Origin of the sequence: uncultured Faecalibacterium sp. (assembly GCF_900066275.1) — a bacterium.
In the GTDB taxonomy this organism is placed as follows: Bacteria; Bacillota; Clostridia; order Oscillospirales; family Ruminococcaceae; genus Faecalibacterium; species Faecalibacterium taiwanense.
On sequence record NZ_FMFG01000029.1, the window covers coordinates 17,364 to 30,409 of the forward strand.

Annotated in this window: 13 protein-coding genes and 1 tRNA gene; 11 read left to right on the top strand and 3 right to left on the bottom strand. The window is 55.3% G+C overall.

Translation table 11 applies throughout. From position 1 onward, the window contains the following. Positions 1-31 precede the first annotated feature (31 nt). The 11 genes from QZL71_RS09680 to QZL71_RS09730 all read left to right on the top strand — a co-directional run bounded on the left by QZL71_RS09680 (position 32) and on the right by QZL71_RS09730 (position 12,077). Positions 32-1,948, top strand: coding sequence for a flavocytochrome c (locus QZL71_RS09680; RefSeq protein WP_044953517.1), 1,917 nt, complete (start codon positions 32-34; stop codon positions 1,946-1,948). Beyond that, positions 1,945-2,343, top strand: a complete 399-nt coding sequence (locus QZL71_RS09685) for a NusG domain II-containing protein (RefSeq protein ID WP_005940526.1) — start codon at positions 1,945-1,947, stop codon at positions 2,341-2,343. Before QZL71_RS09680 ends, QZL71_RS09685 begins: the two co-directional genes overlap by 4 nt. Positions 2,344-2,605: 262 nt before the next feature. Beyond that, positions 2,606-4,423 (top strand): HlyD family efflux transporter periplasmic adaptor subunit, encoded by a 1,818-nt coding sequence (locus tag QZL71_RS09690; RefSeq protein WP_294648599.1) that lies wholly within the window; start codon positions 2,606-2,608, stop codon positions 4,421-4,423. 14 nt (positions 4,424-4,437) lie between these two features. After that, positions 4,438-5,187, top strand: coding sequence for an ABC transporter ATP-binding protein (locus QZL71_RS09695; protein ID WP_097774684.1), 750 nt, complete (start codon positions 4,438-4,440; stop codon positions 5,185-5,187). After that, complete coding sequence (locus tag QZL71_RS09700) at positions 5,184-6,389, top strand: ABC transporter permease (protein WP_097774685.1); 1,206 nt, start codon at positions 5,184-5,186, stop codon at positions 6,387-6,389. The genes QZL71_RS09695 and QZL71_RS09700 overlap by 4 nt, the downstream gene beginning before the upstream one ends. Before the next feature lie 58 nt (positions 6,390-6,447). Then, on the top strand, positions 6,448-8,550 hold the full coding sequence (locus tag QZL71_RS09705; RefSeq protein ID WP_154256520.1) for an S-layer homology domain-containing protein: 2,103 nt from the start codon (positions 6,448-6,450) through the stop codon (positions 8,548-8,550). Then, positions 8,550-9,329 carry a ComF family protein gene (locus QZL71_RS09710; protein ID WP_154258511.1) on the top strand — a complete coding sequence of 260 codons (780 nt, stop codon included), beginning with the start codon at positions 8,550-8,552 and terminating at the stop codon, positions 9,327-9,329. Before QZL71_RS09705 ends, QZL71_RS09710 begins: the two co-directional genes overlap by 1 nt. 95 nt (positions 9,330-9,424) lie before the next feature. After that, a tRNA-Pro gene (locus QZL71_RS09715) sits at positions 9,425-9,502 on the top strand. Positions 9,503-9,745: 243 nt separating this feature from the next. Further along, positions 9,746-9,997 (top strand): DUF6061 family protein, encoded by a 252-nt coding sequence (locus QZL71_RS09720; RefSeq protein ID WP_294648600.1) that lies wholly within the window; start codon positions 9,746-9,748, stop codon positions 9,995-9,997. Between the two features lie 169 nt (positions 9,998-10,166). Continuing rightward, entirely contained in the window at positions 10,167-10,895 is a 729-nt protein-coding gene (locus tag QZL71_RS09725; protein WP_044960023.1) for a DUF5986 family protein, read from the top strand. A 3-nt stretch (positions 10,896-10,898) separates the two neighbouring features. Then, positions 10,899-12,077: a helix-turn-helix domain-containing protein gene (locus tag QZL71_RS09730; protein ID WP_005922208.1), complete on the top strand. Its 1,179-nt coding sequence runs from the start codon at positions 10,899-10,901 to the stop codon at positions 12,075-12,077. Here QZL71_RS09730 and QZL71_RS09735 read toward each other — a convergent pair. From QZL71_RS09735 to QZL71_RS09745, 3 genes are read right to left on the bottom strand one after another with little or no spacing between them, the layout of a single operon-like run. Continuing rightward, entirely contained in the window at positions 12,064-12,363 is a 300-nt protein-coding gene (locus QZL71_RS09735) for a transposase (RefSeq protein WP_294648601.1), read from the bottom strand. The genes QZL71_RS09730 and QZL71_RS09735 overlap by 14 nt on opposite strands. Then, positions 12,354-12,581, bottom strand: a complete 228-nt coding sequence (locus QZL71_RS09740) for a hypothetical protein (RefSeq protein WP_294648602.1) — start codon at positions 12,579-12,581, stop codon at positions 12,354-12,356. Before QZL71_RS09740 ends, QZL71_RS09735 begins: the two co-directional genes overlap by 10 nt. Beyond that, a complete protein-coding gene (locus QZL71_RS09745) occupies positions 12,553-12,987 on the bottom strand; it encodes a plasmid mobilization protein (RefSeq protein ID WP_294648603.1) in 435 nt (144 codons plus the stop codon). Before QZL71_RS09745 ends, QZL71_RS09740 begins: the two co-directional genes overlap by 29 nt. Between the last annotated feature and the right edge of the window lie 59 nt (positions 12,988-13,046).

The following is a 13,046-nucleotide window of genomic DNA, read 5'->3' on the forward strand; positions in this document are numbered from 1 at the left end:
CAAGCAACCCGAATATGAGAAGGAAGAAACAATGAAAAAGAATCAGATCCGCAAGAGCGTGGCTGCGCTGGCCATGGCGGTTGTTGTGGGTGTCAGTCTGCTGGGCTACGGCTGCGGCAGCAAGTCCGCTTCCACCGCAGGCGGCGTGTCCGGCGATTTCACCGGCACTGCCAAGGGCATGGGCGGCGACGTTACCGTTACCCTGACGCTGGAAGACGGCAAGATCACCGGCTGCACCGCTGAGGGTAAGGACGAGACCCCCGGCATCGGTACGCTGGCACTGGAGCAGCTGCCCGCTCAGATCGCTGAGACCGGCAGCATCGCCGTGGACGGCGTGTCCACCGCGACCATCACCTCCAACGCCATCAAGGAGGCAGCAGCCGCTGCCCTGACTGCCGCCGGCCTGAATGCTGACGACTATAAGATCGAGGTCAAGGCCGACGCGACCAAGGCCGAGGATTCCACCGTTGACGCTGACGTTGTCATCGTGGGTGCAGGCGGCGCAGGCATGACCGCTGCCATCACCGCTGCTGCCGAGGGCAAGAGCGTTGTGATCGTGGAGAGCCAGGCCATGGTGGGCGGCAACTCTGTGCGCGCTACCGGCGGCATGAACGCCGGCAAGACCGTGTATCAGGATGAGAACGAGTTCGGCGAGTCTGCCGGTGTCGAAAAGACCCTGAAGACCGCTGCTGAAAAGTACGCTGACAACGAGACCATCACCGCTCTGGCAAAGACCGTCTCTGAGCAGTGGGCAGAGTACCAGAAGAACCCCACCGGCTACTTCGACTCTGTTGAACTGATGGAGCTGGACACCATGATCGGCGGCAAGGGCATCAACGACCCTGCTCTGGTGGAGACCCTGTGCTCCAACTCTGCTGATGCCATCGACTGGCTGGACGAGCACGGCATCACCCTGCACAGCGTTTCCAGCTTTGGCGGTGCATCCGTCAAGCGCATCCATCGCCCTGTGGACGCAGAGGGCAAGACCGTTTCTGTCGGTTCCTACATGATCCCCCTGCTGGAGGAGAACTGTGAGAAGGCTGGCGTTCAGATCCTGCTGAACACCACCGCCAACGAGATCCTGACCGATGCGAGCGGCGCTGCTGTGGGCATCAAGGCCACCGGTTCTACCGGCGAGACCGTCACTGTGAACGCCAAGGCTGTGGTGCTGACCACCGGCGGCTTCGGCGCAAATCTGGACATGGTTGTCGAGTACAAGCCTGAGCTGAAGGGCTTCATGACCACCAACGCTGCCGGCGCTCAGGGTCAGGGCATTGAGATGGCCACCGCCATCGGTGCTGGCACCGTGGATATGGACCAGATCCAGATCCACCCCACCGTTGAGGCCAACACCGCTGCCCTGATCACCGAGGGTCTGCGCGGCGACGGCGCTGTGCTGATCAACGCCGAGGGCAAGCGCTTCATCGACGAAGTAGGCACCCGTGACGTGGTCTCTGCTGCTGAGATCGCTCAGACCGGCAGCTACAGCTGGCTGGTGGTCGATCAGGCTATGGTCGATGCTTCCAGCGTCATTCAGGGCTACATCAAGAAGGGCTACACCGTGACCGGCGAGACCTACGAGGAGCTGGGCAAGGCAATGGGCGTTGATGAGGCTGCTTTTGCCGAGACCATGAAGACTTGGAACGGCTATGTTGAGGCCAAGAATGACCCCGACTTTGGCCGCACCAGCTTTGCAAACCCGCTGGATACTGCTCCGTACTATGCAATCAAGGTCACTGCCGGTGTGCACCACACCATGGGCGGCCTGACCATCAACACCAACACCGAAGTCCTCAAGGAGGACGGCACTGTGATCCCCGGCCTGTTTGCAGCAGGTGAGGTCACTGGCGGTGTGCACGGTGCAAACCGTCTGGGCGGCAACGCTGTTGCAGACTTCACCGTGTTTGGCCGCATTGCAGGTAAGGCTGCCAGCGACTACGCTGCATGAGTACCCGCAAAGCACCTGAAAACGCTTCCGGCTCCAAAGGCCTGAAGCCATGGATGAAGAACCTGATCTTTGCTGCAGTGATCCTTGTGCTGGCAGCAGCGCTGTATTTCGGCGTGCGCGCAGCACACAGCAGCAAGGGCAGCGGCCTGCAGGCCACCGTCGATTTTGGCGATGGCATCACCGAGACTCTGCCGCTGGATACAGACCACGATTACCTGTATGATGTGGGCAATTATGTCGTGCATCTGCAGGTAAAGGATGGTGCCATCGCGTTCTTGGATAGTCAGTGCCCGGACCATGTGTGCGAGCAATTCGGCTGGCTGGACAAGGACGGCGCATGGGCTGCATGCGTCCCTGCCGGGGTGTATGTGGTAGTGGAAACTACAGCTGAATAAAGATCGTGCTTCAAAAAAGAGGCAGTACCCTGCAAGAGCGGGGCACTGTCTCTTTTGCTTTGTCTGGAAGGCAAAAGAGGACATGGTGTGAAAGTTGGGTAAAACTTTGACACAAATGCGTCAAAACAAAATTTAGACGCTTGTGTAATAGACGAAAATGCGATAAACTAACAATAAACTCTTTATCGCGCGCTTTTGCAAAGTCTGCGCCCGATACCGAAACCAGGGCATGCCCTGAAAGATACAGGAGGAAACAGCAAGCATGATCTTTAAAAAGAAGCAGGATGCTGCGGTACAGCAGACGGCTGCGGGTGAGGCAAAGCCCGCAGCGAAGGGCGGCAAAGCAGCAGCCTTTTTCCGCAAGAACTGGAAATGGATGGTGCCGGTGGTGTGCGTGGCCGTGCTGGGCGGATGGTTCATCCTGCGCCCGGACAAGGCGCAGAACGCCAATAAGGACATCAACTATGTGCAGGTCTCGCCGTCCAAGCGGGATGTGTCCAACACCCTCAGCGGAACCGGCACTCTGAACCCTGCCAATACATATAATGTTAAGTCGCTGGTAGCGGGCAAGGTGTTGACCAGCAGCTTTGAGGAAGGGGATATCGTGGAGGAAGGCACCGTGCTGTACACGGTGGACTCCTCCGATGCCACCACCAAGGCAGAGCAGGCGTCCATTGCTCTGCAGCAGGCACAGCGCAGCTACGACAAGACGGCAGACCGCCAGTATGTCCGCGCCGAGGTGGCAGGTGTTGTGAGTGCCCTCAAGGTGGCCAAGGGCGACGAAGTGACCAGCGGTCAGGAAGTGGCGGTCATCCGTGACAGCTCCAAAATGGTGCTGCGGCTGGAGTTCCCGGCAGCAGATGCCGCCACCTTCTCGGTGGGCCAGAGCGCAGAGGTGACGCTGGACGGCACCTTTGAAATGCTGACCGGCACCGTGACCGCTGTGACCGGCACCGATGCCCTGAGCACCGGCAACCTGCTCACCCGCACCGTGACCATTGCTGTGCGCAATGCAGGCGGCCTGACCACTGCGCAGGCAGCAACGGCAACCATCAATGGCGTGAGCTGTATTGCCGCCAAGTGCTTTGAGTATCAGGCGGAGCGCACCCTGACTGCCCTTGCCGCCGGTACCGTGACGGCCATCAATGTGCCGGAAGGCGGAGCCGTGAACAAGGACGATATCGTGCTGCAGATCAGCGGCGAGGACCTGACCGAGGCCATCCAGTCTGCCGCCGAGAGCCTGCGCAGCGCCGAGCTGAACATGGACAATCTGCAGGAGGCCATGAACAACTACACCATCACCTCGCCCATCAGCGGCACCATTATTGAAAAGAATGCCAAGGCCGGGGACGCGCTGTCCGCCGGCTCGGACCTGTGCACGATCTTTGACCTGAGCTATCTGGAGATGACCCTGAACGTGGACGAGCTGCAGGTCAGCAGCCTGTCGGTGGGTCAGAGCGTGCAGGTCACGGCGGATGCCGTGCCGGACAAGACCTATACCGGCGTTGTGACCCGTGTTTCCATGAAGGGTACCTCCAACGGCGGCACCACCACCTACCCGGTCAAGGTGCGCATTGATGAGACGGATGGCCTGCGCCCGGGCATGAACGCCAATGCTGAGATCGTGGTGGCACAGGCAAAGAATACCCTTACCGTGCCCAACGCTGCCATCGTGCGCGGCGGCTATGTGCTGGTCACGCAGGACTCCCCCAGCGCAGTCAACGCAGACCCGGGCATGATCGCGCCGGACGGCTATGTGTATGTGCCGGTCAAGACCGGCGTCAGCGATGACAACTACACCCAGATCGTCAGCGGGCTGACCGGCAATGACACGGTGGCTTACGACTCTGCCGCAGCAAGTACCGATACGTACTATGACGACGGCGGCTATTACGAGGCGGATGCAGAGGGCACCGAGGGCGAGGAAGGCACCGATGCTGCGAACGGCATGGTCGATGAAGCAGAACCGGAAAACGGGACCGTACCGGCGGAAGAGCCTGTGGAAGCCGAGGAAAAGCAGGGCTCCGCAGAGGATGCCGTAAATCCGTCTCAGGCAGACGGCGTGGTCTATCTGGGCTGACACAGGAGGAATGCATGAGCGCTCTGATCGAGTTTGATGAGGTGTGCAAGTATTACCAGATGGGTGACACCACGGTAAAGGCTGCAGACCACATCACCATGAAAATCGAAAAAGGCGAGTTCGTGGCCATCGTGGGCCAGTCCGGCTCCGGCAAATCCACCTGCATGAACATCATCGGATGTCTGGATGTGCCCACCCACGGCACCTACCGCCTGAACGGAAAAGACGTTGGCCGGATGAGCCGCAACGAGCTGGCATCCGTCCGCAACGAGATGCTGGGTTTCATCTTCCAGCAGTACAACCTTTTGCCAAGGCTCAACCTGATGGAGAACGTGGAGGTGCCGCTGGTGTATGCGGGCATCGGCCGCGCCGAGCGCCACGCCCGGGCCAAAGAGGTGCTGGAGCAGGTGGGTCTGGGCGATAAGCTCAGGAACCGCCCCAACCAGCTTTCCGGCGGCCAGCAGCAGCGTGTTTCCATCGCTCGGGCGCTGGTGCGGAACCCGGCGGTCATTCTGGCCGACGAGCCTACCGGCGCACTGGACAGCCACACCGGCCGCGAAGTGCTGGGAATGCTGCAGCAGATGCACGATGAGGGCCACACCGTGGTGCTCATCACCCACGATAATTCCATTGCGGTGCAGGCAGACCGCATCATCCGTCTGGAGGACGGGCGGGTGGTCTACGATGGCGATGCCCATGCACCGGAAGCCGTGGTGCAGCCCACGCTGCTGCCGGAAACGCCGGATGAGGAGGAGAAAGCATGATTATTGAAACCTTCCGTCAGGCCATCCAGAACGTGTGGAGCAACAAACTGCGCACCTTCCTTACCATGCTGGGCATCATCATCGGCGTTATGGCAGTCATCGTCATCGTGGGCTTGGGCAACGGCATGACCAAAAGCATGCGCGACAGCTTTTCGGCACTGGGTACCAACACCCTTTCGGTGCAGGTGTGGGGCAACGGCTCACGCACCGTTTCGGTGGAGGAAATGTACAAGCTGCCCACGGAGTACCCGGAGCTGATCCAGTCCATTTCGCCGCAGATCGATTTCAGCGGCAGCGGCACGCTGAAGATCGGCACTACCAGCTACCGCTGGTCCAACATCAGCGGCGTGGACGAGAACTATTCCGCCATGAAAAATTACCAGATCGCGCAGGGACGCGGCCTGCAGTACATGGATATGAAGGATAACAAGCATGTGTGTGTCATCGGCGATTACCTCAACCGTGTGGCCTTTGGCGGCAACGGCCTTGGCCAGACGCTCAAGATCGGTGCCAACAAGTTCCGCATCGTGGGCGTGCTGGCGGCCAAAGTCAGCGATCCGGACATGCAGCAGGGCAGCGATGACGACTGCGTTTACCTGCCCTATACCACGGCCATGCGTCTTTCCAGCCAGAGCACGGTGAACAACTATGCCGCGGTCATGGAGGATGAGGGCCGCGCCAACGAAGCAAAGTCTGCGGTGGAAAGCGAACTGCAGCGCCTGCTTGGCTCGGATAACGGCTACTATGTCTACAGCGCCAGCGAGTGGCTGGAGGAAATGAACAACATGATCAACATGGTCATTGTGATCCTGACCGGCATTGCCAGCATTTCGCTGCTGGTGGGCGGCATTGGCATCATGAACATCATGCTGGTGTCGGTGACTGAGCGCACCCGCGAGATCGGCATTCGCAAGGCACTGGGTGCCAAGGAACGCACCATTCTGTCGCAGTTTGTGGTGGAAGCAGCCACCACCTCGGCCCTCGGCGGCGCACTGGGCATTGCACTGGGCTACATCGTATCCATGGGAGCAAACAAGGTGCTGCCCATGTTCACCAGCGGCACAACGGTCACGGTCAGCCCGTCCTTCAATTCCATCGCAGTGGCCTTTGGCATCTCGGTGGGGATTGGCGTGCTGTTCGGCTACCTGCCCGCAAAGCGCGCAGCGCGGCTCAACCCCATTGAAGCATTGCGCTATGACTGAACTCTTCTCAGCCGGCGTTGCGCCGGACTGCAAAACACCAAGGAAGGGGAATATACCTATGAAAAAACGTCTCTTCGCATGTCTGCTTGCAGCATGCCTGGCTGTATCCGTGCTGGTGCTTCCGGCATCGGCGGCCAGCCTGAACAACTCGGCCATCCAGACGGCCATCACGCTGGGTGCTATGGATACCAGCCAGACCGGCAGTCTGGATGCTGCCGTCACCCGCGGTGCATTTGCCAAGATGCTGGTCTCCTTTTCGGCCTACCGCGAAAGCGCCAGCCAGCAGGGCAATCTGGGCACACTGTATAAGGATGTGCCCGGCAGCTCTCAGTGGGCACCCTATGTGCGCATTGCGGTGCAGCAGGGCTGGATGAACGGCTATACTGATGGTACATTCCGCCCAGATAATACGGTCACGCTGGAAGAAGCCTGCACCGCAGCACTCAAGCTGCTGGGCTATAAAATGACCGACCTCAACGGCGTGTTCCCGACGGCACAGCTGAACAAGGCGCAGGAACTGGGCCTGCGTAACCAGCTGAACCGCAGCCAGAGCGAGGCCATGAACTATGAGGACTGTGCTTTGCTGCTGTATAACACCCTCACGGCAAACACCGCCTCTGGCAGCGCCTATGGTACCAGCCTGGGCTTTACGGTTTCGAACGGTCAGGTGGACACCTCCACGGTAATGCTCAAGAGCCTGAAGGGACCCTTTGTGGCAGCGGAAGGCACCCAGCTGCCTTTTACGCCGGTGAGCATCTACCGCAACGATAAGGTCTCGGCTTCTGCAGAGCTGAACCGCTACGATGTGTATTATTACAGCGAAAGTCTGCAGACTGTATGGATCTACACCCGCAAAGCAGCAGGCCGCATCACTGCCGTTTCGCCCAGCGCCAGCGCACCCACGGCCGTTACCGTGGCGGGCACCAGCTATCAGCTGGGCAGCACAGCAGTGGCTTCCAAGGTGTCCAGCCTGAACGGCGGCGGCGTGGGCGAAGTGGTCACTCTGCTGCTGGGCATGAACAATGAGGCGGCGGATGTTATTACCGGCGCAGAGGCCGACGAGGTGTTCTACGGCGTGGTGCAGGGCGCAGCCCGCAGCCTTGTGGAAGATAACGGCGCGGATGTGCTGCAGCGCGTGGCTGTCATGTGCACCGATGGTGTTCAGCGCACTGTGAATGTGGACAAAAGCCTGAACTACCCCAAGGGCTGGCTGGTAGAGATCCGCGTAACACCGGAAGGCGAGTCCGTGAGCGGCATCGAGAACAAGGTCGTTACCGGCAAGGTCAATGCAGATGCAACGGCACTGGGCAGCTATGCCCTTGCCGACGATGTACAGATTCTGGATACAACTGCGGAGGGTGTGGCTGGGACGGTTCGTCCCAGCCGCCTAGCGGGGACAGACCTGAATCTTCTGAATGTCCGCTACTATACGCTGAATGAGAAGGGCGAGATCGACCGCCTGATCCTGAATGATGTCACCGGCGACCTGTGGACCTACGGCGTGCTGGATGATATCAAGAATGTGGCAGTCAACTACTCGGAACTGCAGACGCTGGCCAAGATCATTTCCACCGGCAAGAGCGACAGCACGGATACGCAGGATAAGATCGTGGACGACCTGAAGGATGTTCTGGTGCCCACCACCAGCGAAGTGCTGTGGGGTGTGATCAACGGCGACATCCTCTCCACTCTGTGGCAGAAGATCACAGCCAACACGGATAGCCTGCTCAGCCTTGGTCTGCGGCAGGTGGGCAGCCTTGTAGGCGAACCGTATGCGTCCATCTTCCGCTATATTGGCGGCGGCGCTACCTATGTGTGCTATGTCAATGGTTCGCAGGTAGCTTTCACCACCAACGTCAAATATCCGGTGCTGGTAGGTGGTGTTGCAGCCCGCAGAGAGACGACCGGCAGCGTGCGGACGATGGTCCAGCTCATGCCCATGAAGATCGATCAGGTGGGTGCAGCGTCGGTCATGAGCAACGGCACCCGCTTTGAGATGGCGGACGACGCACAGGTGTATCTGTGGTACAAGGGTCAGTACTACGCCACCAAGCTGACCGAGGTCAACTCGGAGGGCTACTACCTGACCGGCTGGTACGATAACTTTGGCTGTGCTGCGGGCAAGCGCGTGCGTGTGATCGTGGCCGTCAAAAAGGACTGATGGATTATTACAGCGTCCCGCGCCGCATTCTGCGCGGGGCAAGGCAGTTGGTGTACCCACGCCGCTGCCCGTTTTGTGATCGGGTGCTGGGCAGTGTGCCCATCTGCCCGGATTGTGCCGCGGAGCTGGAAGAGCTGCGCAGGAAGCCGGGAATGCGGCTGGACGCTTCTCAGCATTATTTAGGGGAACTGACCGGTGCAGCAGCACCGTTCCGGTATGAGGGCTGTGTGCGGCGCGGCATCCTGCATACAAAATACCATGCTGCACCGTGGGCGGCGGTGGAGCTGGGCCTCTGGCTGGCAAAGCTGGCCTTTGGCAGCGAGATGCATATGGCCGGTGCAGAACCGGTGCCGGAGCTTGTGGAAGGCATGTCCCTTGGGTACGACTGCATCGTTCCCGTACCGGCATCCGGCAGAGCGCGCGGCTACAATGTGCCGCAGCTCATGGCGGTGCCGCTGGCCCGCGCACTGGGGATACCGCTGTACCCGAAAGCACTGGGCCGCACTCGTGCAAAGCGGCATCAGGCGGGCCTGCCCTTTGAGCAGCGCCTTGCCAATGTGGCGGGTGCCTTCCGGGTGACGGACACGGAACTTGTGGAGGGCAGAAAGGTGCTTTTGGTAGACGATGTGATCACCACCGGTGCCACGGCAGCAGCCTGCACACAGGCGCTGCTGGCAGCCGGTGCTGAGAGTGTGTTTGCAATTGCACTTGCCACTGTTGAATTTGAAATGTTTCCCGCAAGGGATCAGCCGCTGCAGGAAAACGAGCCGGAGTTTTGAAAATTTATTTGCAAAAACTTGGCAGAAAAAGCTTGACAAAACACCCTGAATCAAGTATACTAATTGAGCTGTGAGCGATAACCGCTTGCAGATATCCGGGTGTAGCGCAGTTTTGGTAGCGCGCTTGAATGGGGTTCAAGAGGCCGTGAGTTCGATTCTCGCCACTCGGACCAAACAAAAATAATCCGAACTTGTTTCCGATAGGGGATGGGTTCGGATTATTTGTTTTCTTCGGAAAATTAGCGTTTGCGAAGCAATGAAAGCCCCAGTGGGGCTTTTAAGCGACGGAACGGTCTGCGTTAGCAGATGGAGGGGCTTTGCCCCGACAAGTTCCATGCAGGTGTCCGTGGAAGATGAAATCCGAAATCATAGATTGACCGACATAAGCCACAATATGATTTCAGGAGGACATGAACATGAAGTACGATGAAAGAGCTTGCAAATTCAACATGGACACCGGTTGCGTGGAACTGCTGCTCCGGGATGAGAGAATGATTACCATCAACTGCACCGGGGTCGAGGATGCGCTGGACGTGACTATGGCGCAGAGGTCGGAGTTGGACTATCTCATCTACAATGACCCGCTGGGCTATGCGGATTTGATTCTGAATGGTGACCCGGAGAAATATTTGAAGAATGTGACCGGGAGCTGTGGGTTGGAGGATTAACTGGTAGCTCAAATTATACAAAAGCGCAGTACTTTTTGGGAGGTGCTGCGCTTTTGCATTTGAATGTATAAAACGTCATTCGTTCACTTGACTTTTTACAAAATTCATGTAAAATATGAAGTGTAAGAAAATTCCACCGCTTATAATTTCATCTGTGAAGGAGGTTCACATGAAAAAAGCATTTTTTGAAGATTCCGCAATGGCAATGGCAAAACTGATTGTTGAAAGCATCTACCATGGCATGGAAGAAAATGAAGGTGTCTATGCCGATTTGATGTATTCTAACGGAAAAGGACAGCACGGCTGGGCACATATCTTTCAAAATGAACATGAACATTTAACAAAGGCAGGATATCGTGTGGTTTTGATGGTCTCTGGAAGCTGGAAGTATGCTGTGGCATATGATCCTCACAGCAAAACAGCCATTATGATTCTTCGCCAAGAAAATTTCCGCAATAGACTTGTCAAATTGCAGAATGGTGAGATGCATTACGTTTTTTCGGGACTTCCGGCTAATCAAGATTTGAATGAAATGGTTCCCCAGTATGAGCAGATGTCACTGTTTGGACAAGATAAAGCTGTGCAGCAAAAAGCCGAAAAGCCCTTCGATGAATTGGAGCAAGCAGTAGACGGTGAAGTCTTGAGATTTGGAATTTTAACGTACCGCTTGGATTTAGCTCAATTGATCAGAAGCTGTACATTGGAAATTTTGAATGCAAATGGTTGCATCGTTGATGAAATGAATTTGGATTCTGCAATTCCGATGAATTGGAAAGAAGCTGTTCCGGAAGATGAAATTACTAAGTTTAAGGAAGAAACTGGTAATGAGTATGGCGTTCAAATCGACAGTATTCCGGAATTCAAACCGCGGAAAAAATTTGTACGGAAAGATGGGTAAAAAATGGGTGCCATTGTTACATCCGAGTTTAATGGAATGCGGCTGACATTGGCTCGTGAAATCCAAAATATTTCCAGTCCTAAGCTAGCAGAAAAGATAGGGGTGACAAAGCAAACTGTCTCTCAGTATGAAAATGGTTTAATCAAACCAAGTGCCGATAAAGTATTAGCAATTTCGCAAGAATTGAAATTTCCACCGAAATTTTTCTTTGAAGGTAGCAGCGATAATTTTAGTCCCGGAGTTGCATATTGTAGAGCAACTACAACCACGACAAGAGCCGTAAAACTACGGCAAACAAACATTGATGTATTGAAATCATATATTTATGACTTTTTTGCAGAATATATTGAATATCCATCAACCGAACAATTGATCGATTGTATGAAATCTGTAGCAGAGTGTTCTGACATGGAACTAATCGCAAAAAAAATTCGGGAAAAATTGGACTTATCGGATAGGCCCATTCGTAATATGAGCTATCTGTTACAAAATCTTGGAATTGTGGTAACTTCTTTCTCGGAAAACGTAGGGCATTTGGACGCAATCAGTCACATTCCGGTCCTTGCCAATAATGGAGAAAGCAAGAGGTTCTATTTCACAACATATAATACAGATAAAACAACACCTGCAAGATTGAACTTTACGTTGGCTCACGAACTAGGACACTGGATACTCGGTCATATTGTTTCAGATGTGAAATCGCAAGCAGATGCCGAGTATCGGAGCAATGAATCAGACGCAAATCAATTTGCATCTGCATTTTTGCTGCCAAAAGAAGCATTCTTGAAAGATCTTCAATATCCAACGGTTTTAAATGAATATTTAAGATTAAAAGAAAAATGGCATGTCTCAATTGCGATGATGATTCGTAGAGCATATATGTTGGAGGTACTATCTCCAAGTCAATATCAATATTTGTTTAGACAGCTTGGAAGTCGTGGATGGCGAACATTTGAACCGGGAGATATGGTTGAAGTTCCCACGGCATCTCTTTTTTCAGTGTCTGTAAAGATTCTGGATGACAATGGAATTATAGAAAAAGGAAATTTGCTGAAATATCTGAACGAAAACTGTTTTACGGCACAACAAAAAACATTTGAGGATTTGATGGGATTGGAACAGCATACGCTTGATCCGGCTATGTCGGGTTCTTTTAGTAGAGTTGAGTTCAAGCCAAACTAACAAATCCTTTTATACAGAAAAACAGGGTGCGCCCTGCGGACGCACCCTGCCAAAAGCCACAGACAATAGCGATATGTACAACAGGGAGTTCCCCAGCGGGAACTTCCTGTTTTTCTTTTCCTGCAAGATGTGCCTGTTCCGCCTGCCATGCGGCAAACTCCCGCTGCCCTTCCTCGCTGTTCCAGCAGGCAAGGATGGCTGGGTAGAATGCCCGTGCCAGACGGTCAATGACTTCATCGGGATAAGGGGAAATGTTTGTGGACTTTTTCTTTTTGTTCAAACGCACGCTCCTTTGATCGTCCCACCGTGGCAAAGCCGGGCGAGAAAATCAAAGTACCAATTTTTATCAGGCGCAAGGGCGCGGATGTACGATTCCCGCAGCATAGGTCTGCCATGTTCGTCCAGAAGTTGCTTTCCGGTGAACGCATCATGCTGGTAAACGAGGTACGCTTCGATGGCGGTGTAGTCCGAGTTTTTAGAGGCGATATGCTTGAGCGTTGCCATACAGTTCACCCAGAACTTTCTCGGCGTGCAGCCGAAATGCGGTCAGGTCTGCAAGTTCGTCAAGGAGTTTCGCCCGGATCTGCTCGGTGTCTGCACCGCCGGAATTGAAGTGCCTTGCAAGCTGGTTCAGGTTGCCGCCCACCTTGCTGCACTGGGCAAGCAGGGTGGAAACGGCGGTCAGGGTTTCTTCGCCACCACCGGCAACGATGACCGTTTTCTCGATCTTGACGTTGTGGATGGCACGGCGGATAAAAGTGGAGAGGGAGAGATTCAGGAGTTTGCAAGTGAGTTCCAGTGACGCTTTTTCCTCCGCTGTTACACGGAACTTGATGACGTGCGTTTTGTTGTTCGGCGTGTCGTGGTGCTGGGAATTGCTAAGGGTCGATTGAACATTCGTTTTGGTCATTGTACCTCCTGTCTGTTCGATAACTCCTCGGTGAAGTTATGTAAGCACGACACGCCGTT